Source organism: Affinirhizobium helianthi, assembly GCF_042680945.1.
Taxonomy (GTDB): Bacteria; Pseudomonadota; Alphaproteobacteria; order Rhizobiales; family Rhizobiaceae; genus Neorhizobium; species Neorhizobium helianthi.
Window position 1 is genome coordinate 94,865 of the sequence record NZ_JBHUEQ010000032.1, and the last position, 20,825, is coordinate 115,689.

Consider the following 20,825-nt stretch of genomic DNA (forward strand, 5'->3'; position numbering starts at 1 on the left):
CCGCCTTTCGGCGCTTCAGTGCTGCCGTTTTGACCATTGGATTGATATCTACCCTGGCAAGCTGCCAGGTGCGGCCGCTGTATTCGTCGGAGTCCGCAGTTCCAACGAAAATGGCGGCGATTAAAATCTCGCCGGCTGGCACCCGCATCGCACAGCAGGTTCGTAACCGTCTGGTCTTCCTCACATCCGGCGGTGCTGGAGAGCCTGCGAAGGCAGATTATCAGCTGCAGCTGAGTGTCAGCTCCTCCGCGGCCGATATCATTGAAGACGAATTGGCCACTGCAGGCCCGCTGCCGAGCCGCATGACGGTCAGCGCGACCTATGTGCTGACCCGCCTTAGCGATGGCAAAGTGCTGAAATCAGCTACGCGTTCGGCAACGTCTCTGCTGGACCTCAGTGCTCAGGAGTTCGCCAAGCTTCGTGCCTATCGCGACGCAGAGACCAGGGCAGCCAACGAAGTGGCTGAATTTGTGAGAGCGGATCTGGCCACAGTCCTCGCAAAGTGACGAATGGCTGAGATCAAGGCATATGAGTTTGATCGGTTGCTCCCAAGAGCAACCGATCTTTACAAGATCTTCCTGGTCTACGGACCAGATCGGGGACTGGTCTCCGAACGTGCTTCCGAGCTTGCCAGGAAAGCTGGCGCGCGCCTCGATGATCCTTTTTCATTCACCCGACTGGATCTCTCCGATATTCAAGGCGATCCGGGTCGCGTCATTGATGAAATGAATGCAATTGGCCTCTTCGGCGGCAGTAATGTCATCTGGGTTAAAGGGAGCGGTTCCGACAAGGCTCTCACGGATGCGCTGCAAAGCCTGAATTCCGGACCTGCGCCACAGAACATTCTCATCATCGAGGGGGGCGACCTCAAGAAGACAAGCGCTCTTCGCAAGATCTGCGAAACTGCCTCCGTGGCGGTGGCTATTCCCTGCTATGCAGATGACGTCAAATCATTGAACGCTCTCATCGACCACGAGCTATCAGGCGAGGGCCTCCGCATCACCGCCGACGCGCGTTCTCTCCTGCTCGAATCGCTCGGCGGTGACCGCGTTGCATCCCGCAATGAAATTCGCAAGCTTGCTCTTTACTGCCGCGGGACTGGTTCAATTGAAGAGCAGCATGTCATGGACATCATTGGTGACGCGAGTGCAATCTCTACGGACGATGCAGTCGATTGCGTGCTCAAGGGCGACCTACCTGGCCTTCACCGGGCAGTTCAGAAAATCGTCAGTTCAAAGACACCCATCTTTCTCGTGTTGCAATCCTGTCTAAAGCAGTTTCAGCTGCTGGATACAATGCGTGCCGAGATGGACGAAAAGCGGCTTCCCATAGCCCAGGTGATGCAAACCACCGGCAGGCATATTCATTTTAAGAGAAAGCCGCTGTTTGAGCGCGCACTAAAGGGTTGGTCAGCGGAAGGTTTGGCACGAGAGACCAATCGTCTTCAAAATGCCGTCCTGCAATCACGGCAACGCGCTGCACTGGAAGATACAGTTGCCTTCCAAACCCTCTTGGCAACCGCATTGCAATCAGCCCGCGCCGCAGGCTGATTGCCGCTAGATTTCCATGCCGATATGCACGGAACAAACTGGTGCCAGAGCCACAAAGGGGCTATCGCCGCTCCAGAAGACGGCAAACCTCTTCCAATTGCTCAAGCGTGCGATAGCTGATGCGGATCTGTCCGCCACCACCCTTATGGTTGATTTTCACGTCAAGCCCCAAGGCGTCTGACAGGCTGCGTTCAAGCGCAAGCGTGTCAGAATCCTTCTCAGGCGCACGCGGGGCCTGCGTCGGTTCAGATTGTGCCTTGATATCGTTCTGTGCCAACCGTTCCGCATCACGAACAGACATGCCCTTGGCCACAATCGTCTTCGCGAGGGAGGTGGGATCTGACGTGGAAACGAGCGCGCGCGCATGACCGGCAGAAAGCTGACCGTTCGCCAGCATATCGCGAACCGGTTCCGGGAGTTTCAGAAGGCGGAGGCTATTCGCAACATGGCTTCGGCTCTTGCCGATGATTTCTCCCAGATCATTTTGGGTGTAGCCATGTTCTGCGATGAGTTGATCATAGCCGAGCGCCTCTTCCAGAGGATTGAGATCGGATCGCTGGACGTTTTCAACAATAGCGATTTCCAGCGCTGTCCGATCATCAACGTCCCGAACGATCACAGGAATTTCGACAAGCCCCGCAAGCTGGGATGCGCGCCAGCGGCGTTCACCAGCAATGATTTCATATTCCTGCCCGCGGCTGCGGACAACGACCGGCTGGACTACCCCGTGCTGGCGGATGGAGCTTGCCAGATCATGAAGCTCCGCCTCGTCAAACATACGACGAGGATTGCGCGGATTCCGGCTAATCAATTCAATTGGGACGGTGCGGTCAGCGCTGACACTGGGCCTGGCCACTGCTTCTGCGGCTGTTGCCACTTGATCAATCTCACCAATGAGGGCAGCCAAGCCCCGACCGAGGCGACGTCTTGATGGATCTTCAGCCATTTATTTCACCAATCCCCATGCTCGTTCATCAAGCGGCCTTTCGGCGCCGCTCTCTCTGTATAACTTCAGACGCCAGCTGGAGGTAAGCCTGGCTACCAGCACATTTCAGGTCATACAGTATGGCTGGCTTTCCATAGGAGGGTGCTTCGGAGACGCGCACGTTTCGCGGGATCAGCGTGTGGTAGACCTTGTCTCCAAGATAGGTCCGCACGTCGCTGACAACCTGTTGGGCAAGATTGTTACGCGCATCGAACATGGTCAGCACGATGCCCTGTATATCCAGTTGCGGATTTACACTTTGACGCACCTGATCTACCGTTTCCAGCAGCTGGCTCAGTCCCTCAAGCGCAAAGAACTCGCACTGCAAAGGCACGAGGACGGAATGCGCGGCAGTCATGGCATTGACTGTCAGAAGGTTAAACGACGGCGGGCAGTCCAGCAGGACATAGCTGTAGCTGGCCGCTTCGCTCTCCTGAAGCGCGCGACGTAGCCGGAAAGCGCGATCGCTTTCGCGGCCGATTTCCATCTCCAGGCCGAGAAGGTCCATCGTCGATGGGACGATGGAAAGGTTAGGAACTGCAGTTGGGACGGCTGTTTCGCCGACGGAACTGTTGCCCATCATCACATCGAAGGAGGAGAGTCGCCGATCTTTCCGATCAATGCCGAGACCGGTGCTTGCGTTCCCCTGCGGGTCAAGATCCACAATCAAGACTTTCTCGCCAATGGCAGCCAAGGCTGTAGCGAGGTTAATAGCGGTCGTTGTTTTACCGACCCCGCCTTTTTGATTGGCAATAGCAATAATACGATTTGGCTCGTACATGATGGACACCCGTGGTGGTCAATCCTTAGGCTGCAAAGCCGAAATCTCGAGGATCACGGAATCATCTTCCACAGCGCTGTTGTGTTGTAGCAGAGCGAAATTCCATCTGCCATGAGCTTTCGCGATTTCCGCCTCGTAATCCCTGCCTTTATGCAGATAGGCTGCGACCGTTGGATCTTCGAGCATCCATTGACTGCAATAGTCGAGGAGTAGGGGAAGCTCAGCTAGCGCTCTGGCGGAGATTGCATCACAGGCGGGAATCTTGGCTTTGGCATCCTCAATGCGAACCGGATGGACAGAACCACGCGCCCCGGTTTCAGATAGAGCTGTTCTTAGGAAGGAGGCCTTCTTCTGATTGCTTTCCACCAGATGCACCCAGCCATCTTGCAATTCAGCCAGGAAGATTGCTGTGATGACGCCCGGGAACCCACCGCCTGAACCGAGATCGACCCAGTTACAGGGCTCCGGCCTCAACTGAAAGATCTGGGCGCTATCGGCTATGTGGCGGTTCCAGAGATCATTCTTTGTCGAAGGTGCAACCAGATTGATGGCACTGGCCCATTTCGAAAAGAGATTGGCGAAATGTTCCAACCTTTGTTCTGTTTCACGTGAAACAGGCCTGCCATTCAGTTTCATCCGGATGTCCTGACACTCTTGTTATCTTGATCGAGCTTTTTCACTAAGGACAGCAATAATGCAAGTGCCGCTGGTGTCATACCATCGACCTTGGACGCCTGGGCGATGTTTCGCGGCGCAGCTGCCCTGAGTTTCAGTTTCAATTCATTCGAAAGGCCTGAGATGAGATCATAGTCGAAAGACTCTGGTATCAACCTCGTCTCATCGCGACGCAGCGCCTCAACATCTGCTTTCTGTCGATCCAGATAGACCGCATATCCGGCTTCAATTTCCAAGGCTTCCTTGATTGCCCGAGGCGCCTCAGCCAGAGCGGGCCAGACAGCTTCGAGCCGCTCATAGGAGATATCCGGATAGGCGAGCAAGTCATAGCCGTTGCGACGCTGTCCGTCTTGATTCAGCTGAATCCCATGCTGCGACGCTTCCTTCGGCGTGACCTTGCTATCCTTCAGCTGCGCTCTGTAGCGATCGAGATCGGCAGTGTAGCGACCAAATTTTTGCTGCCGCTCCGTGCCAACCAGCCCCAGTTCAATACCCTGCGGGGTCAAGCGCACATCCGCATTGTCTGCACGCAGCGAAAGTCGATACTCCGCTCTAGAGGTAAACATCCGATAGGGTTCCGTAACGCCACGGCTGGTGAGGTCATCGATCAACACACCGATATAGGAATCGGTACGGCTGAAGGTGTAACTGGTGGATCCGCCCGCACGACGAGCAGCATTCAACCCGGCAACAACTCCCTGTGCGGCGGCTTCCTCATAACCCGTCGTGCCGTTGATCTGGCCGGCAAGGAAAAGCCCCGGCATTTTCTTCAGCTGGAGGTCAAGATCAAGCTCACGCGGATCGACGTGGTCATATTCGATAGCATAACCGATCTGTCGGATTTCAACATTTTCCAAACCCGGAATGGTTCGGATGAAAGCTTCCTGAACATCACCAGGAAGGGACGTCGAGATGCCATTCGGGTAGACTGTATCGTCATCCAGGCCCTCTGGCTCCAGAAAAATCTGGTGCCCATCACGCTCGCCAAACCGGACAATCTTGTCCTCGATAGAGGGGCAATATCTCGGGCCGACCCCACTGATCTGTCCGGAATACATCGCACTCTTTTTGATATTGTCTGCGATAATCCGGTGCGTCGCATCTGTCGTGCGTGTCACGCCACATTCAATCTGCGGCGTCACAATTCGATCAGTCATGAAGGAAAATGGCACAGGTTCATCATCTGCCGCCTGACGACCAACCGCATTCCAATCGATGGTGCTTCCATCGAGTCTGGCGGGAGTTCCAGTCTTAAGCCGCCCAAGCTGCAAGCCAAGACGCTGCAGCGTGGCTGACAAGCCAAGGGAGGGTGCTTCTCCGACACGGCCCGCAGGCGTCCTCTCACTGCCGACATGGATCATCCCGCGAAGGAAGGTACCTGTGGTCAGGACGACTGACTTGCAAGGCAAGCGTCTTCCGTCAGCAAGGATCACTGCGGATATTTCGTTCTCTGTCACCTCAATGTCGAAGGCATCGCCTTCGATCACCTCAAGATTGGAATGGTGAAAAATCTCCCGCTGCATTGCCTGGCGATAGAGCTTGCGATCAGCCTGCGTACGAGGCCCCCGCACTGCGGGACCCTTCTTTCGGTTCAACAACCGGAACTGAATGCCCGCCGCATCCGCGACACGTCCCATAAGACCATCCAGCGCATCTACTTCGCGGACGAGATGGCCCTTGCCCAATCCACCGATCGCGGGGTTGCAGGACATGATACCGATGGTTTCGCGTTTATGCGTTACCAGAGCAGTGCGGGCACCCAATCTTGCAGATGCTGAGGCAGCTTCGCATCCGGCATGGCCGCCGCCGATTACAATAACGTCAAAGATGGTCATAGGGTCACCGACTGCAGATGCAGTGTTTCACGTGAGTCACTTGCCAACGCAGAATTCTGAAAAGATCACGCCAAGCAGATCTTCCACATCCACCCGTCCGGTTATACGCCCAAGCGCTTCTGCGGCCAGGCGCAAATATTCTGCGCGAATTACGAGATCGCTACCCTTTAGCGCTTCTTCGACAAAATTGGAAGCCTCACGCAGATGGTTGATGTGCCGCTGTCGTCCAGCTCCCATCTGGGAAATGCTTTCCCAATCTGCCTTGACTGCGCTTAATATTGCAGCGCGGATCTCGTCCAAGCCGTCGCCGGATTTCGCGCTGAAAAGAAGATCGTATCTTTCCGGATGGGCAGGGCGCTTCAAATCAAGCTTCGTGCCGATTCTGATCACTCGGGGAGGCATGACCTCAGGTGTATGTTCCGGGTCCGAATCGATTTCGCTCATCAGTAAAACCATATCGGCCGCCTCAAGCGCTGCCCTTGCACGGCGGACACCCTCCTGCTCCACGAGATCAGTGGTTTCTCTAATACCCGCAGTGTCGATCAAACGGATGAGGAAGCCGTCAATATCCAGGTCAATTTCAATAATGTCTCTGGTCGTTCCGGCGACCTCTGTGACGATCGCCACATCGCGACCCGCCATGAGGTTCAGGAAACTGGATTTACCTGCATTGGGTGGACCGCTGATAACCACCTTGAAGCCATCACGGATGGATTGGCCCAATTTATTGGATTGGATCTGTGCCGCTATCTCAGCTCTCAAAGACACGAGGTCCGGCCAGATCTGGTCGGACACACTTCCCGGAATATCCTCTTCATCGGCAAAATCGAGTTCTGCCTCAATCATCGCCCGAGCGTGGGTCAATCGTTTCGCCCAGGCATGATACCGTCCCGATAGGTCGCCAGCCATTTGTTCAGCAGCCAGCCTTCTTTGCATCTCTGTATCGGCGGAAATGAGATCTCCGAGGCCTTCGACCTCGACAAGATCAAGCTTTCCGTTTTCAAAAGCGCGCTGAGTAAACTCACCAGCTTCTGCATAGCGACAGCCAAGCGCTTCCAGTTCCGAACTGGCCAAAGCGACAACTGCACGGCCACCGTGCAGCTGAAATTCGACGCAGTCTTCGCCGGTAAACGAGCCGGGACCGGGAAAGATCAGCACCAGACCTTTGTCGATCAATTCACCGTTTCGGCTGCGAATCGACCTGAGCAGCATCTGTCGTTTGTTCTTAAAATCGCCTGCCATCTGTTTGGCGATTGTGAGTGCCTTGACCCCACTAACACGAATGACGGCAACACCGGATGGTGTGCCGCCACTCGAAAGGGCAAAAATTGTATCCCGCGTTCTCATCGGTTCCTCTTCCGGAATCCGGGAAAGCGATTAGGTCGCGTAGCCGGAATCCGGCTAAATTACGTATTCATCGAGTCGAAGAAGTCGCCGTTGGTCTTCGTCTGCTTCAACTTGTCGATCAGGAATTCGATTGCATCGGTGGTACCCATCGGCGCGAGAATACGACGCAATACGAAGATTTTCTGCAGATCCTGACGCGGTACGAGCAGATCTTCCTTACGGGTGCCGGATTTGAGAATATCCATGGCCGGGAAGATACGCTTGTCGGCCACCTTGCGATCAAGCACGATTTCCGAGTTGCCGGTACCCTTGAATTCTTCGAAGATCACTTCATCCATGCGGCTGCCGGTATCGATGAGCGCCGTTGCGATGATGGTCAGTGAGCCGCCTTCCTCGATATTACGAGCAGCACCGAAGAAGCGCTTTGGCCGCTGGAGCGCGTTTGCATCCACACCGCCGGTCAGAACCTTGCCGGATGAAGGAACAACCGTGTTGTAGGCGCGACCGAGGCGTGTGATCGAGTCGAGCAGAATAACGACATCGCGTCCATGTTCGACCAGGCGCTTGGCCTTTTCAATGACCATTTCAGCCACCTGAACGTGGCGAACAGCAGGCTCGTCGAAGGTGGACGAAACCACTTCACCACGCACCGAGCGCTGCATATCCGTGACTTCTTCCGGACGTTCATCGATCAAAAGGACGATCAGATAGCATTCCGGATGGTTGGCAGTGATCGAATGGGCAATGTTCTGCAGCAGAACGGTCTTACCGGTTCTCGGCGGTGCAACGATCAGGCCGCGCTGTCCCTTGCCGAGCGGAGCAACCAGATCGATGACGCGTGCAGAGAGATCCTTCGACGTCGGGATCTCCAGTTCCATCTTGAAGCGCTCGTTCGGATAGAGCGGTGTCAGGTTATCGAAATGAACCTTGTGCCGGATCTTTTCCGGATCATCGAAATTGATGGTGTTGACTTTGAGGAGCGCGAAGTAGCGTTCGCCCTCTTTGGGTCCCCGAATGGGACCTTCGACAGTATCGCCTGTCTTCAATGAAAAGCGGCGGATCTGGGAAGGGGAAATGTAGATGTCGTCTGGGCCGGGAAGATAATTCGCATTCGCCGAGCGAAGAAAACCGAAGCCGTCCTGCAGAACTTCAACCACGCCCTCGCCGATGATCTCGACATCCTGGCTAGCCAGAACCTTGAGAATTGCGAACATGAGTTCCTGCTTACGCATTGTGCTCGCATTCTCGACCTCCAGTGATTCGGCGAAGGTCAGCAAATCGGTAGGGGATTTGCTCTTGAGTTCTTGTAGCTTCATTTCAGCCATGAAGTAGGACCGCTTTGAATTTGAATGGGAATTTGGCGTGTTTCTGAGGCTCGATTCCGGCGGAAACCCGCGGATGTCAGACATTACACACAAGCCAATGGAGATGAGTGAGCGCAAGATAGCGACTATGCTCCCCTGCCGCAAGAGGGGAACAGAAAACTTAATTTCAGAACGGTTTGACGATGACCAGAATGACGATCAACATCATCAGGATGGTGGGGATTTCATTCATCATCCGCCAGTAGCGCGCAGATTTGCGCGGACCGTCCTTGGCAAACTGGCGCACCGCCCGAGACTGGTGAACATGTGCGAGTGTCAGCAGAACGACGAGCGAGATCTTGGCGTGAAGCCAGCCTCCCTGAAAGGCGAAGCCCTCCCAGGCGAGATAGAGGCCCAGAGACCAGCTGATCATCATTGCCGGGTTCATGATCACCTTCAGCAGACGACGTTCCATCACCTTGAAGGTTTCCGATTGCTGCGATCCCACGTCCGCATCGGTGTGATACACGAATAGGCGCGGCATGTAGAAAAGGCCAGCCATCCAGGCAATCACCGCAATCACATGAAACGCCTTGGCCCAGAGATAGAACTCATCCGGGCGAAGCGCGTAAAGACTGCCGAGCAGCAAAAGAAAACCTGCCAATGCAGTGGCGGCGCGGGCGGCAGCCTTCTTTCCCGGGCGAGCGTCGGTCTGTCGTTCAGCCGCCATAAGCAAAACCCCGGACCCGTTGAACGAGTTGAGTGACGTGATCAGGATTGGCTTCGGGTGTGATGCCGTGACCCAGGTTGAAAACAAGCGGACCCTGTCCCAGCACGTTCAGAATGGCATCGATACCCTCTTCCAGCGCCTTGCCGCCAGCCACGACCCGCATGGGATCAAGATTGCCCTGAACCGGGCCATCCTTCTGCAGTTCTGCAGCAAAGCTCAACGGAACCGACCAATCCAGGCCAATCATGTCGGCTCCGGTTTTCTGACGGTAGGTTTTCAGGTTCATGCCCGCGCCCTTGGCAAAGGCAATAACCTTGGCCTGTGGCCGGCGCGCCTTGATTGAACGGATCATCTTGGCAACGGGCGCGATTGCAAAGGCTTCGAACTCCGCTTCTCCCAGAACACCTGCCCAGGAATCGAAAATCTGCACCGCATCTGCCCCGGCATCGATCTGTGCAACCAGATAGTCCGCAGAAATCTCAGCCAGCAGATTGAGAAGAAATTCGAAGGCAGCACGGTTATTGTAACCGAAAAGGCGGGCAGGGGCCTGATCCGGTGTGCCATGACCGGCAATCATATAGGTCGCAACCGTCCAGGGAGCGCCACAGAAGCCAAGCAACGTCGTTTCCTGGGGCAGTCCCTCCCTGATCTGACGAACAGCCTGCATGACCGGCGTAAGGTGCTCCAGTACATTGGAAACATCCAGAGCCCGAATGGCGGCTTCATCGATAGGATCCATCTTGGGACCCGATCCTTCGACAAAACGGACGTTACGATGCAGAGCATCCGGGATGACCAGAATGTCGGAGAACAGGATGGCCGCATCGAAGCCGTAGCGTCGAATGGGCTGTAACGTGACCTCCGTGGCGAGGTCGGGCGAATAACAGAGTTGGAGAAAGCTTCCGGCCTGCGCACGTGTTGCCCGATATTCCGGGAGATATCGACCTGCCTGTCTCATAAGCCAAATCGGAGGAGGTGTGACGGTCTTCCCGTCCAACACATCAAGAAGCTTACGGCGAATGATGGTCAAGCGGAGTTCTCCTAAACAAAGAAATCTAGAATCTTTTTGTTTTCTGATTCTTAGAGTCGGTGAGTAGCAGGGATCATTTCTCTTGCACAGGCAGACAGGGTAAAGCTTTCTTTAACGTCGCGGCGAGCCAAAAGTACCCACAAATCAGCCGAAATCGGGATAACTCAGATAATCAAAGAAATTCAGCAGCTTGTTTGCCTCTTAAATGGCGTTTAACTGTGGATAAGTGTGGAACTCCTGAGGCTCGCGGCATATTGTCCACATGACTCACAGCCGTGCCGAAGAACTGTCCAGCGGTGCCCTAAGTGTGGATAAACTGCCACTTTTCCCGGGCGGTGGGTTTGCCCGGCTTTCTGCCGGCACGCTGTCCCAGGTTATGAACAGGAGAGGAAGATTAGCGTGGAGAACCGAAAAACCTTCTTCCATCTTCATCTCATATCTGACTCAACGGGTGAGACGCTGATCTCTGCGGGCCGTGCCGCATCGGCCCAGTTTCGCTCCGCCATGCCCATTGAGCATGTCTATCCGCTGATCAGAAACAGACAGCAGCTTTCCCCCGTTCTTGAAGCCATCGATGAAAAGCCGGGCATCGTGCTTTATACCATTGTGGACCAGACGCTGGCCGCCTATGTCGATGAACGCTGCCGTGAGCTTGGAGTTCCATGCGTGAACCTGCTGGAGCCGGTGCTGGCTGTCTTTCAAACCTATCTCGGGTCGCGCTCGCGACGACGGGTCGGCGCTCAGCATGCATTGAATGCCGATTATTTCCGCCGCATCGAGGCACTTAACTTCGCGATGGACCACGATGATGGCCAGATGCCCGAAGATTACGATGAGGCCGATGTGGTGCTGGTCGGTATCAGCCGAACCTCCAAGACACCCACAAGCATTTACCTCGCCAACCGGGGTATCAAGGTCGCCAATGTTCCCATTGTTCCGGATACACCTTTGCCGGAGGGCCTGTTGACGGCAACCCGCCCCTTGGTGGTCGGTTTGATCGCAACGACAGACAGGATCTCGCAGGTGCGCGAGAATCGTGAACTGGGCACGGTCCCGGGCTTCGATCGCAGTCCCTATACGGATCGCGCCAACATCAATGAAGAACTCAAATATGCGCGCGCATTATGTGCCCGCCACCAATGGCCGATCATCGACGTGACACGGCGGTCAATCGAGGAGACGGCAGCGGCCATCGTTGCTCTGCGTCCCAAGCTACGTTAGACCGAATCGCAGCCTTGTTTGATTGTCTTCAGGAAGATCACGTGAAAGAACCACTTGTCCTCGCCTCTTCCAGCCCCTTTCGCCGGATGTTGATGGAGAATGCAGGCCTTGCCTTTGAGGCGATGCCAGCTGCCATAGATGAACGGGCTCTCGAGCAGGAATTCAATCAGACGCCCACATCACCCTCTCAGATCGCTTTGCTTCTGGCACGGGCAAAGGCGCTGGATGTGAGTGCGCGACAGCCGGGGGCGATTGTCATCGGCTCGGACCAGACCATGTCTCTCGGTGATCGTGTCTTCCATAAACCGAAATCACGGGAGGATGCTCGCGACACCTTGATGGCGCTGTCGGGAAAGATGCATCAGCTGAATTCAGGCCTTTGCCTTGCGCGCGATCAACATATTCTCTGGGAAGGTGTCTCGTCTGCCAGGCTCCACGTGCGTGAACTGTCTCCCCCGTTCATAGAGAGCTACCTCGATCGCGTGGGCGACAAGGTTATGTCCAGCGTTGGTGCCTATCAACTCGAAGGAGAAGGCGTGCAGCTTTTTTCCGCTATCGAGGGCGATTATTTCACGATTCTGGGCCTGCCGATGTTGCCTTTACTGGAAGCACTCCGAAATCTGGGAGCGATAGATGGCTGATTCACGTGAAACGTTAAGAGCTTTTGTCGTCGGTCATCCTATCAGTCACTCCCGCTCACCACTGATCCATGCGCACTGGCTTCGCGGCTTTGGGATTGACGGAGAGTATATTGCCATCGACCGGAGTGAGGCCGAGTTTACCCACTTCATTGAAGAGCTGAAAACTTCTGGCCGTTGGCGTGGCGGCAATGTCACCATTCCCCACAAGGAAGCCGCGTTCAAACTGGCGGATCGACCCGATGATTTGGCGGAGGAACTGGGAGCTGCCAATACATTATGGCTTGAGGACGGTCTGCTCCACGCCACCAATACCGATGGGCATGGCTTTACCGCCAATCTCGATCAACGCGCGCAGGGCTGGGACAAGACGGACCGTGCAGTCGTGCTGGGAGCCGGAGGTGCAAGCCGCTCGATTGTTCAGGCGATCCGCAATCGTGGAATCGGCGAAATCCACGTCGTCAATCGTACGGTCGAACGCGCCCGGGAACTTGCGGATCGCTTTGGCCAGCAGGTTCACGCGCACGCCATGTCTGCATTGCCGGAGGTGATGAAGGGTGCGGGGCTTTTCATCAACACCACCTCCTTGGGCATGAAAGGCGAGGGATCCATTTCCATCGATTTCTCCCCTCTCGTGGAAAACGCCGTGGTGACGGATATTGTGTATGTGCCGTTGAAGACCCCGATGCTGTTGATGGCCGAGCAGCAGGGAAAACGCATCGTGGATGGGCTGGGCATGTTGCTGCACCAGGCTGCGCCCGGCTTTGCACGCTGGTTTGGTCGCCAGCCGACTGTTGACGATACGCTTCGCCAGATGATCATTGAGGATATGGAACGATCGAAATGATCAAGATCGGGCTGACCGGTTCCATTGGAATGGGAAAATCGACGACGGCGGCGCTCTTTGCCGAGCAGGGGATTGCCATCAATGATGCCGACGCGGTTGTTCATGATCTTTATCGATCCGATGCGGTGAAGCCGATTGGCGAAGCTTTTCCCGGCGCGATCAAGGACGGTCAGGTCGACAGAGCCGAGCTTTCCCGCCAGCTGGCGAGCGATCCCTCTGGCTTCAAGATATTGGAGCGCATCGTTCACCCGCTGGTGCGTGAGCGGGAACAGCAATTTCTGGAACGCCATCGGCAGCTGCAAGCAGACATCGTATTGCTCGACATCCCGCTTCTTTTCGAAACCCAGGGAGAAACACGGGTCGATACGGTGGTTGTCGTTACGTGCGATCCAGAGATTCAAAGAGAGAGGGTGCTTGCCCGGCCCGGCATGACCTCCGAAAAATTCGAGCTTATTCTTTCGAGACAATGCCCGGATGCGGAAAAGAGGCGTCGGGCGGATTTCATCATCGATACTGGCCATGGTATCGAACAGGCGAGGGCGCGGGTGATCGAGATCCTGCGCCTGCTTCGAGCGGGCATACTCAGCGAGAAAAATCATGCGTGAGATCATCTTCGATACGGAAACAACGGGTCTTGAGAGTAAGGCTGACCGTGTCATCGAAATTGGCGGCATCGAACTTCTCAATCATTTCCCGACCGGTCGCACTTTCCACGTCTATATCAATCCGGGTGATCGCAAGGTCCATCCCGATGCGCTTGCCGTTCATGGCATCACAGACGATTTCCTGAAGGATAAGCCGAGCTTCGCTGAAATCGTCGACGAGCTTCAGGCCTTCTTCGAAGGGGCGAAATGGATCGCGCATAATGCGACCTTCGATATGGGCTTCATCAACGCGGAATTCGAAAGACTTGGTCTTCCGCCTGTGCCGCAGGATCAGGTCGTGGATACTCTGGCGCTGGCTCGCCGCAAACATCCGATGGGACCAAACTCGCTGGATGCGCTTTGCCGACGCTACGGGATCGACAATTCACACCGCACCAAGCACGGGGCTCTGCTCGACTCCGAATTGCTGGCTGAAGTCTATATTGAAATGATCGGTGGCCGTCAGGCCGCGCTTGGACTGGTGAATGTCGAGGAAGGATCGTCAGTCGTTGAAGTTGATGATGTCGAGGTCGAGATCATGACGCGTCCTCGTCCCTTGCCGCCCAGAGTGTCTGCGTCCGAGCTGGAAGCTCATCAGGCCATGGTTGCCTCTTTGGGTGCAAAAGCCCTGTGGTCCCGTTACTCCTCATGACATCAAAAAAGCCGGCGCAGGGCCGGCTTTTCAATATCGTGAATTGGAAGAACACTTAGCTGTTCAGAGGCTGGTTCTGTTCCTGCGCAATGCGCTGCGCGAACATCTGGCCAAAATCGATCGGATCGATCATCAGCGGCGGGAAACCACCATTGCGGGTCACGTCCGAAATGATCTGACGCGCGAAGGGGAAAAGAAGGCGCGGGCACTCGATAAAGAGAACCGGCAACATGTGTTCCTGCGGGAAGCCGGTGATGCGGAAAACGCCGCCGTAAACCAGTTCCGTCGCAAACACCACCTTGTCGCCATCCTTCGCTTCTGCACTCAGCGACAGAACGACATCGAAATCCGTCTCGGACAGCGGGTTGGCATTCACATTGACGTTGATGTTAATGGCCGGAGCCTTGTCACGTGCCTGCAGCGAACGCGGAGCACCCGGGTTCTCGAAAGAGAGGTCCTTGGTGTACTGGGCAAGAATCGTCAAAGACGGGTTCTGGGAGTCATTTTCGTTTGCCATTGGCTGTGTTCCTCGGCTTCTATCGTTAGCGCCGTCTATCACTTCAGCGTGACCCTTACAACTGCGTGACACCGGCAGGACATTGCTCAGTCTTCTTTTTTGGGGCCGGAAGACCACGGAGAAGAGGGGTTCGGGCGACGCTCGAATTCGTCTGAATCCAGATCGATATATTTGTCTGGCTGGCTCTGGGAATAGGACGAGTCCCGTGACTGCTCAGTGCGGGAATACGTGGTACGTACAACCACCCTCTGCCCCAGTCTTCGCCACAAAAAGCTGCGAATGGCTGGTATGAAGAGCAGAATACCAACGATATCCGTCAGAAAGCCGGGAATTATCAGCAGGATGGCCGCAAACACGATCATGGCGCCATTTCCGATGGCTTCGCTTGGAACGCGGCCATTTCTGCCCTCTTCGTTCACCTGGCGCAGTACAGCGAGGCCCTGCTGACGTAAGAGGAAAATGCCCACCAGTGACGAGAGAACGATCAGACCCAGTGTTCCGAACACGCCCAGCCACTTACCGACAATCACAAAGCCGGCAATCTCAGCCAAAGGCAGGCCAAGAAGCATGAGGGGTAAGAGAGAGGTGCGCATGATTCGTCGATACTCGTGTTGAGGACAAGGGAAGATAACAGCCGCTATTTGAATGCGGAACAGATCAGACTATATGAGATGGAACAATCATAATTCCAACGATCTGCGGGTAAAAATGGGCGCGAATGACTTCATAACTTTGTTCTTTCTGGTCGCTGCCGTTCTGATCTTTTTTCAGCTGCGCAGCGTGCTCGGTCGCCGGACGGGACATGAGAAGCCTCCGGTCGATCCGTTCGCCGCGCGGCAGGCAAATCGGGACGTATCCGGCCAGGAGGAAAAGGTTGTCCAGCTTCCCCGCCGGGAACCTGTCGATGAAGAACAGAAATGGGTTGAAATTGACGCCGTGGCACCTGCGGGTTCGGAGCTGAACCAGGGGCTGCGCGATCTCGTCCGGGCAGATCCCAGCTTCCGCCCCAAGGAATTCATGACCGGCGCACGGATGGCCTACGAGATGATCGTCATGGCTTTCGCCGATGGCGACCGCAAAAGCCTCAGGAACCTTCTTTCAAAAGAAGTTTATGAGGGATTTGAAGCTGCGATTTCCGAGCGGGAAGCACGCGGCGAAGTGGTGAAGTCAACCTTTGTGGGTATTCACAAATCCGATTTCGTTCATGCATCCGTGAAGGATCATGAAGAGCAGATCACTGTCAAAATCGTCAGCCAGCTTATTTCCGCGACCTATGACAGAAACAACACCCTGATCGATGGGGATGCGGAAGCTGTGGCAGAGGTTATCGACGTCTGGACCTTTGCCCGCGACGTTCGTTCCAAGGATCCGAACTGGAAGCTCATCGCAACTGAATCCGAGCAATGACCCCAACGGAACGTCCAACGCTAAAGCCGGTTGCCTTTTCAGATTTGAGGGGGTGGGAGGTCGATGACCCCCGCCCCCTCTTCTCTGCCATGCAGAACTGTCTTCAGCATCTGCGCTCGGCAAAGCCCTACAAGAGCGGCGCGCTTGGCCTGACGGCAGATGATCTTCTACCTCTGCTGGAAGCATCCCGAGATCGCGACTTCGAGAGTCCGGAGCAGGCGCGTCGCTTCTTCGAGGAGGAATGCCAACCATTCCGCATTGAACGGGCAGACGGTGAGCGTGGCTTTGTCACGGCCTTCTATGAGCCGGAAGTCGAAGTTTCCGACTCGCGGGAATCCGGCTACCAATATCCCTTCTATCGCCGCCCTCCCGATCTGATTGATTTGGATGAGGCAAATCGTCCAGGTTGGATGGACCCCTATTATGCGTTCGGGAGGAAGACGGAGGGCGGTATTGACCTCTATCCGGACCGGCGGGCGATAGACCAGGGTTATCTTGAAGGTCAGGATCTCGAAATCGCCTGGGCACGTTCCAAGATCGATGTGTTCTTCACGCATGTGCAGGGTGCTGCGCGCCTTCGTTACAAGGATGGCCGACGCAAGAGAATTACCTATGCGGCGAAGGCGGGGCATCCATTCTCACCGATCGGCAGGCTGCTGATCGATCGCGGAGAAATCGATCCGGCAGGAATTTCCATGCAATCGATCCGTCAATGGTTGCAGGAGAATCCGGCTAATATGGATGAGGTTCTCTGGCATAACAGATCCTACATCTTCTTCCGGGAGGCCGATGTCTCCGATGAAAATCTAGGCCCTATTGCTGCAGCGAAGGTGCCACTTGTTCCGGGCAGATCGCTGGCGGTAGACCGATTGATCCACACCTTCGGCTTTCCGTTTTTCATTGAGGCCGAGACGCTCACTCACCTGGATGAGGGGCAGAGCTTTGGCCGTTTGATGCTGGCGCTGGATACAGGATCGGCGATTGTTGGGCCCGCCCGGGGTGACATTTTCACGGGCTCAGGTTTTGAAGCCGGCGAGCAGGCCGGGACGGTGAGACATTCGGCAGATTTCACGCTTCTGATCCCCAAACAGGCGGCCAAGCGGTTCATGCCATGAAGAAGGGCCGCAAACTTCAGGATGAGGAGCGCGTTCTCTGGGGCAAGGTTGCAAAGACAACACGGCCGCTTCCAGGACGGCTGGAAACGCTGCTGGAATTTGAAGAGGCGCTGGATACCTCTCTGAAAGAGGTTCTTCCATCAGCTGGGACTCCGGCTAAGGATGTGGCGGTGGAGCAGAAGCAGGGTGCGCCAAAACCAGCATCCGGTCAGCATCATCCACTGGAGCGGCCAGTCAAGCGCAAGCTGGCGCGGGGGCGCTTGTCTCTCGAAGCGCGTATCGATCTGCATGGTATGATCCAGAGCGAGGCCCATGGTGTTCTGCTGGATTTTCTGCTTCGCGCCCATGAACGAGGCCTTCGCCATGTGCTGGTGATCACAGGGAAGGGGAGTTCGCTTGGCAGCGAAGGCGCATTGAAGAGAGCCGTTCCTCTGTGGTTTTCGAAGCCCGAGTTTCGCTTTCTGATTTCCTCCTACGAGACAGCGGCGCGCCAGCACGGGGGAGAGGGTGCACTCTATGTTCGGTTGAGCCGGAAGGGAGACGCGGGGTGACGCCGTTCGGGCAGCGGTTGCGGGAGCTGAGGCTTCGCAAGGGTGTGACGCAACACGAGATGGCAAAGGCGCTAGGCGTTTCGGCGGCCTATCTCTCTGCGCTGGAACATGGAAAACGCGGCAAACCCAGTTTCGATTTCCTGCAAAGGGTCGCGGGTTATTTCCACATCATCTGGGACGAAGCCGAGGAACTGTTCCGCGTTGCGGAGGCATCGGACCCTCGTGTTGTGGTCGACACCTCCGGCTTGACGCCGGAATATACGGCTTTCGCCAATCTTTTGGCGCGTCGGATTCGCACTCTGGAGCCAAAGGTGATAGAAGAAATGACAAGCTTGCTGGAAAAGGCCCAAAATAGGGGCTAACTCAGGCAGTCATCCCCGGTTTTCACTGTTCCGCGCTTTGGAAACTTGACGGGAACTTCTTATAGTCCGCATCAGGACAGCGGTGATTCGCCTGACACCGTGAGCACCAAGAACAAGAAAGTTGATTGATGAGCGATACACCCGTCAGCGCGAGTGCAGAATATGGCGCCGATTCCATCAAGGTTCTCAAGGGTCTTGATGCAGTACGCAAGCGGCCAGGAATGTACATTGGCGATACGGACGATGGTTCGGGCCTGCACCACATGGTTTACGAGGTCGTGGATAACGCGATCGATGAGGCGCTGGCCGGTCATGCGGATCTGGTAACGGTTACGCTCAATGCCGACGGCTCTGTTACCGTGACCGACAACGGTCGCGGTATTCCGACAGACATTCATACCGGCGAAGGTGTTTCGGCTGCAGAGGTCATCATGACCCAACTGCATGCAGGCGGAAAGTTCGACCAGAACTCCTATAAGGTTTCCGGCGGTCTGCATGGCGTCGGCGTTTCGGTCGTGAACGCTCTCTCCGTGCGCCTGAGCCTGAAAATTCGCAGAAGCGGCAAAATCCATGAGATGAGCTTTACCCACGGTGTGGCAGATGCTCCTCTGCGGGTGACGGGGGACTATGAGGGGCGTTCCGGCACGGAAGTGACCTTCCTTCCCAGCCAGGAAACCTTCACGAAAACCGAATTCGATTACGCAACGCTGGAACACCGCTTGCGCGAACTCGCGTTCCTGAATTCCGGCGTGCGCATTCTTTTGACGGACAAGCGCAAGTCGGACATTCGCCAGGAAGAGATGATCTATGACGGCGGCCTCGAAGCCTTCGTCCGGTATCTGGATCGGGCGAAGAAGCCGCTCGTCGATAAGCCGGTTTCCATCCGTGGCGAGAAAGACGGCATCACGGTGGAAGTGGCGCTGTGGTGGAACGATAGCTACCATGAGAATGTGCTGTGCTTCACCAACAACATTCCGCAGCGCGATGGCGGCACGCATATGGCGGGCTTCCGTGCAGCATTGACGCGGCAAGTCACCTCCTATGCTGACTCTTCGGGCATTCTGAAGAAGGAGAAGGTCTCGCTTCAGGGTGAAGACTGCCGTGAGGGCCTGAGTGCCGTTCTTTCCGTCAAGGTTCCCGATCCCAAATTCTCCTCCCAGACGAAGGACAAGCTCGTTTCGTCCGAGGTTCGCCCGGTGGTGGAAAACCTGGTGAATGAAGCGCTGAGCACCTGGTTCGAGGAGCATCCGACAGAAGCCAAGGTGCTTGTCGGCAAGGTGGTGGAAGCGGCTGTCGCACGCGAAGCGGCGCGCAAGGCCAGAGAGCTGACGCGACGCAAAGGCGCGCTGGATATTGCATCGCTGCCCGGCAAGCTCGCCGATTGCTCCGAACGCGATCCCGCCAAGTCCGAACTCTTCCTCGTCGAGGGTGATTCCGCTGGCGGCTCTGCCAAGCAGGGACGTTCGCGCGAAAGCCAGGCCATCCTTCCATTGCGCGGCAAGATCCTGAACGTCGAGCGTGCGCGCTTCGACAAGATGCTGTCCAGCCAGGAAATCGGCACGTTGATCACGGCTCTGGGCACATCTATCGGCAAGGACGAATTCAACCCGGACAAGCTGCGTTACCACAAGATCATCATCATGACCGATGCTGACGTCGATGGCGCACATATTCGCACGCTGCTGTTGACCTTCTTCTTCCGCCAGATGCCGCAGCTTATTGAGCGGGGACACCTCTATATCGCGCAGCCGCCGCTTTATAAGGTCACGCGCGGCAAATCGGTTCAATATCTGAAGGACGAAAAGGCTCTGGAAGAGTACCTGATCGGGCAGGGCCTCGAGGACGCCACGCTGACGCTCGGCTCGGGCGAAGTTCGTGCCGGTGCCGATCTGCGCGAAGTCATTCAGGATGCACTGCGTCTTCGGTCCTTGCTGGATGGTCTCCATTCCCGCTACAGCCGTTCCATCGTGGAGCAGGCTGCCATTGCGGGCGCTCTCAATCCTGAACTCACGGATAATCGCGAGCGTGCGCAGGCAACTGCGGATCAGGTTGCGAGCCGTCTTGATATCATTGCGGAAGAAACAGAGCGGGGCTGGTCCGGCTATGTTACCGGCGAGGGTGGATTGCGCTTCGAGCGAATGGTGCGTGGCGTCAAGGAATCTGCCGTTATCGATGTCGCCCTGATCGGCTCCGCCGATGCCCGCCATATCGATCAGATGACAGAGCGCCTCAGCGAGATCTACGCTGTGCCGCCAGTGCTGGCCTTGAAGGACAAGTCGAAAGAGATTTCCGGTCCCCGCGAACTTCTGGATGTGATCTTCGCCGCTGGCCGCAAGGGCTTGTCCATGCAGCGCTACAAGGGGCTGGGTGAGATGAACGCGGAGCAGTTGTGGGAAACAACGCTGGATCCGAATGTTCGCTCTCTGCTTCAGGTGAAAATCAACGACGCGACCGATGCCGACGGGCTGTTTGCCCGCCTGATGGGCGATGAGGTTGAGCCTCGCCGCGAGTTCATCCAGGACAACGCGCTGAGCGTTGCCAACCTGGACATCTAATCACGATTTGTTTCACGTGAATCTTTTCTGTGGGTTGATTCACGTGAAACACGTGCCAACGCCTTGTTAAATCGTTGGA

General features: G+C 55.9%; 22 protein-coding genes. 12 read left to right on the top strand and 10 right to left on the bottom strand.

All coding sequences use genetic code 11. The annotated features are described in order from the left end of the window. The first annotated feature begins 110 nt into the window (after positions 1-110). Both ACFSE1_RS17160 and holA read left to right on the top strand, forming a co-directional pair. Positions 111-506 (top strand): LPS assembly lipoprotein LptE, encoded by a 396-nt coding sequence (locus ACFSE1_RS17160; protein ID WP_377404036.1) that lies wholly within the window; start codon positions 111-113, stop codon positions 504-506. A gap of 3 nt (positions 507-509) precedes the next feature. Next, positions 510-1,550, top strand: coding sequence for a DNA polymerase III subunit delta (gene holA / locus ACFSE1_RS17165; RefSeq protein WP_377404039.1), 1,041 nt, complete (start codon positions 510-512; stop codon positions 1,548-1,550). Between the two features lie 61 nt (positions 1,551-1,611). On the opposite strand, the gene ACFSE1_RS17170 is transcribed toward holA, so the two are convergent. From ACFSE1_RS17170 to hemE, 8 genes are all read right to left on the bottom strand, one after another. Then, positions 1,612-2,496 (bottom strand): ParB/RepB/Spo0J family partition protein, encoded by an 885-nt coding sequence (locus tag ACFSE1_RS17170; RefSeq protein ID WP_377404042.1) that lies wholly within the window; start codon positions 2,494-2,496, stop codon positions 1,612-1,614. A 28-nt stretch (positions 2,497-2,524) separates the two neighbouring features. Further along, positions 2,525-3,316 (bottom strand): ParA family protein, encoded by a 792-nt coding sequence (locus tag ACFSE1_RS17175; RefSeq protein WP_377404045.1) that lies wholly within the window; start codon positions 3,314-3,316, stop codon positions 2,525-2,527. A gap of 18 nt (positions 3,317-3,334) precedes the next feature. After that, a complete protein-coding gene (rsmG, locus tag ACFSE1_RS17180) occupies positions 3,335-3,952 on the bottom strand; it encodes a 16S rRNA (guanine(527)-N(7))-methyltransferase RsmG (RefSeq protein WP_377404048.1) in 618 nt (205 codons plus the stop codon). Continuing rightward, the gene (gene mnmG, locus ACFSE1_RS17185) at positions 3,949-5,826 is read right to left on the bottom strand and encodes a tRNA uridine-5-carboxymethylaminomethyl(34) synthesis enzyme MnmG (RefSeq protein WP_377404051.1); all 1,878 of its coding nucleotides are present in this window, start codon (positions 5,824-5,826) and stop codon (positions 3,949-3,951) included. Before mnmG ends, rsmG begins: the two co-directional genes overlap by 4 nt. Positions 5,827-5,862: 36 nt before the next feature. Further along, positions 5,863-7,173 (bottom strand): tRNA uridine-5-carboxymethylaminomethyl(34) synthesis GTPase MnmE, encoded by a 1,311-nt coding sequence (gene mnmE, locus ACFSE1_RS17190; protein ID WP_377404054.1) that lies wholly within the window; start codon positions 7,171-7,173, stop codon positions 5,863-5,865. 59 nt (positions 7,174-7,232) lie between these two features. After that, positions 7,233-8,498 (bottom strand): transcription termination factor Rho, encoded by a 1,266-nt coding sequence (gene rho / locus ACFSE1_RS17195; protein ID WP_377404057.1) that lies wholly within the window; start codon positions 8,496-8,498, stop codon positions 7,233-7,235. A 166-nt stretch (positions 8,499-8,664) separates the two neighbouring features. Beyond that, entirely contained in the window at positions 8,665-9,207 is a 543-nt protein-coding gene (gene hemJ / locus ACFSE1_RS17200) for a protoporphyrinogen oxidase HemJ (RefSeq protein ID WP_377404060.1), read from the bottom strand. Continuing rightward, positions 9,197-10,237 carry a uroporphyrinogen decarboxylase gene (hemE, locus tag ACFSE1_RS17205; RefSeq protein WP_377404063.1) on the bottom strand — a complete coding sequence of 347 codons (1,041 nt, stop codon included), beginning with the start codon at positions 10,235-10,237 and terminating at the stop codon, positions 9,197-9,199. Before hemE ends, hemJ begins: the two co-directional genes overlap by 11 nt. A gap of 399 nt (positions 10,238-10,636) precedes the next feature. Between hemE and ACFSE1_RS17210 the strand changes: the two genes are divergently transcribed. The 5 genes from ACFSE1_RS17210 to dnaQ are packed head-to-tail and all read left to right on the top strand — an operon-like array spanning position 10,637 to position 14,239. Next, positions 10,637-11,458 (top strand): pyruvate, water dikinase regulatory protein, encoded by an 822-nt coding sequence (locus ACFSE1_RS17210; protein WP_377404066.1) that lies wholly within the window; start codon positions 10,637-10,639, stop codon positions 11,456-11,458. Positions 11,459-11,499: 41 nt separating this feature from the next. Continuing rightward, on the top strand, positions 11,500-12,099 hold the full coding sequence (locus ACFSE1_RS17215) for a Maf-like protein (protein WP_377404069.1): 600 nt from the start codon (positions 11,500-11,502) through the stop codon (positions 12,097-12,099). Further along, positions 12,092-12,943: a shikimate dehydrogenase gene (locus ACFSE1_RS17220; RefSeq protein WP_377404072.1), complete on the top strand. Its 852-nt coding sequence runs from the start codon at positions 12,092-12,094 to the stop codon at positions 12,941-12,943. Before ACFSE1_RS17215 ends, ACFSE1_RS17220 begins: the two co-directional genes overlap by 8 nt. Next, a complete protein-coding gene (gene coaE / locus ACFSE1_RS17225) occupies positions 12,940-13,548 on the top strand; it encodes a dephospho-CoA kinase (RefSeq protein WP_377404075.1) in 609 nt (202 codons plus the stop codon). Before ACFSE1_RS17220 ends, coaE begins: the two co-directional genes overlap by 4 nt. Beyond that, positions 13,541-14,239 (top strand): DNA polymerase III subunit epsilon, encoded by a 699-nt coding sequence (gene dnaQ, locus ACFSE1_RS17230; RefSeq protein WP_377404078.1) that lies wholly within the window; start codon positions 13,541-13,543, stop codon positions 14,237-14,239. The genes coaE and dnaQ overlap by 8 nt, the downstream gene beginning before the upstream one ends. A gap of 55 nt (positions 14,240-14,294) precedes the next feature. Here dnaQ and secB read toward each other — a convergent pair whose 3' ends face one another. Further along, positions 14,295-14,756: a protein-export chaperone SecB gene (gene secB / locus ACFSE1_RS17235; RefSeq protein ID WP_377404081.1), complete on the bottom strand. Its 462-nt coding sequence runs from the start codon at positions 14,754-14,756 to the stop codon at positions 14,295-14,297. 86 nt (positions 14,757-14,842) lie between these two features. Continuing rightward, positions 14,843-15,349 (bottom strand): FxsA family protein, encoded by a 507-nt coding sequence (locus ACFSE1_RS17240; protein ID WP_377404084.1) that lies wholly within the window; start codon positions 15,347-15,349, stop codon positions 14,843-14,845. A 115-nt stretch (positions 15,350-15,464) separates the two neighbouring features. Here ACFSE1_RS17240 and ACFSE1_RS17245 point away from each other — a divergent pair, with 115 nt between their 5' ends. From ACFSE1_RS17245 to gyrB, 5 genes are all read left to right on the top strand, one after another. Further along, entirely contained in the window at positions 15,465-16,163 is a 699-nt protein-coding gene (locus ACFSE1_RS17245) for a Tim44/TimA family putative adaptor protein (protein WP_377404290.1), read from the top strand. Further along, positions 16,160-17,278 (top strand): murein transglycosylase A, encoded by a 1,119-nt coding sequence (mltA, locus tag ACFSE1_RS17250; RefSeq protein ID WP_377404087.1) that lies wholly within the window; start codon positions 16,160-16,162, stop codon positions 17,276-17,278. The genes ACFSE1_RS17245 and mltA overlap by 4 nt, the downstream gene beginning before the upstream one ends. Continuing rightward, a complete protein-coding gene (locus ACFSE1_RS17255; RefSeq protein ID WP_377404090.1) occupies positions 17,275-17,829 on the top strand; it encodes a Smr/MutS family protein in 555 nt (184 codons plus the stop codon). Before mltA ends, ACFSE1_RS17255 begins: the two co-directional genes overlap by 4 nt. After that, positions 17,826-18,191: a helix-turn-helix domain-containing protein gene (locus tag ACFSE1_RS17260; RefSeq protein WP_377404093.1), complete on the top strand. Its 366-nt coding sequence runs from the start codon at positions 17,826-17,828 to the stop codon at positions 18,189-18,191. Before ACFSE1_RS17255 ends, ACFSE1_RS17260 begins: the two co-directional genes overlap by 4 nt. Positions 18,192-18,319: 128 nt before the next feature. After that, complete coding sequence (gene gyrB, locus ACFSE1_RS17265) at positions 18,320-20,746, top strand: DNA topoisomerase (ATP-hydrolyzing) subunit B (protein ID WP_377404096.1); 2,427 nt, start codon at positions 18,320-18,322, stop codon at positions 20,744-20,746. Positions 20,747-20,825 lie beyond the last annotated feature (79 nt).

Coding starts and splice junctions, on each gene's coding strand:
- ACFSE1_RS17160 (WP_377404036.1), top strand. CDS start 111: ATGGCGGCGATTAAAATCTCGCCGGCTGGCACCCGCATCGCACAGCAG.
- holA (WP_377404039.1), top strand. CDS start 510: ATGGCTGAGATCAAGGCATATGAGTTTGATCGGTTGCTCCCAAGAGCA.
- ACFSE1_RS17170 (WP_377404042.1), bottom strand. CDS start 2,496: ATGGCTGAAGATCCATCAAGACGTCGCCTCGGTCGGGGCTTGGCTGCC.
- ACFSE1_RS17175 (WP_377404045.1), bottom strand. CDS start 3,316: ATGTACGAGCCAAATCGTATTATTGCTATTGCCAATCAAAAAGGCGGG.
- rsmG (WP_377404048.1), bottom strand. CDS start 3,952: ATGAAACTGAATGGCAGGCCTGTTTCACGTGAAACAGAACAAAGGTTG.
- mnmG (WP_377404051.1), bottom strand. CDS start 5,826: ATGACCATCTTTGACGTTATTGTAATCGGCGGCGGCCATGCCGGATGC.
- mnmE (WP_377404054.1), bottom strand. CDS start 7,173: ATGAGAACGCGGGATACAATTTTTGCCCTTTCGAGTGGCGGCACACCA.
- rho (WP_377404057.1), bottom strand. CDS start 8,498: ATGGCTGAAATGAAGCTACAAGAACTCAAGAGCAAATCCCCTACCGAT.
- hemJ (WP_377404060.1), bottom strand. CDS start 9,207: ATGGCGGCTGAACGACAGACCGACGCTCGCCCGGGAAAGAAGGCTGCC.
- ACFSE1_RS17220 (WP_377404072.1), top strand. CDS start 12,092: ATGGCTGATTCACGTGAAACGTTAAGAGCTTTTGTCGTCGGTCATCCT.
- coaE (WP_377404075.1), top strand. CDS start 12,940: ATGATCAAGATCGGGCTGACCGGTTCCATTGGAATGGGAAAATCGACG.
- dnaQ (WP_377404078.1), top strand. CDS start 13,541: ATGCGTGAGATCATCTTCGATACGGAAACAACGGGTCTTGAGAGTAAG.
- secB (WP_377404081.1), bottom strand. CDS start 14,756: ATGGCAAACGAAAATGACTCCCAGAACCCGTCTTTGACGATTCTTGCC.
- ACFSE1_RS17240 (WP_377404084.1), bottom strand. CDS start 15,349: ATGCGCACCTCTCTCTTACCCCTCATGCTTCTTGGCCTGCCTTTGGCT.
- ACFSE1_RS17245 (WP_377404290.1), top strand. CDS start 15,465: ATGGGCGCGAATGACTTCATAACTTTGTTCTTTCTGGTCGCTGCCGTT.
- mltA (WP_377404087.1), top strand. CDS start 16,160: ATGACCCCAACGGAACGTCCAACGCTAAAGCCGGTTGCCTTTTCAGAT.
- ACFSE1_RS17255 (WP_377404090.1), top strand. CDS start 17,275: ATGAAGAAGGGCCGCAAACTTCAGGATGAGGAGCGCGTTCTCTGGGGC.
- gyrB (WP_377404096.1), top strand. CDS start 18,320: ATGAGCGATACACCCGTCAGCGCGAGTGCAGAATATGGCGCCGATTCC.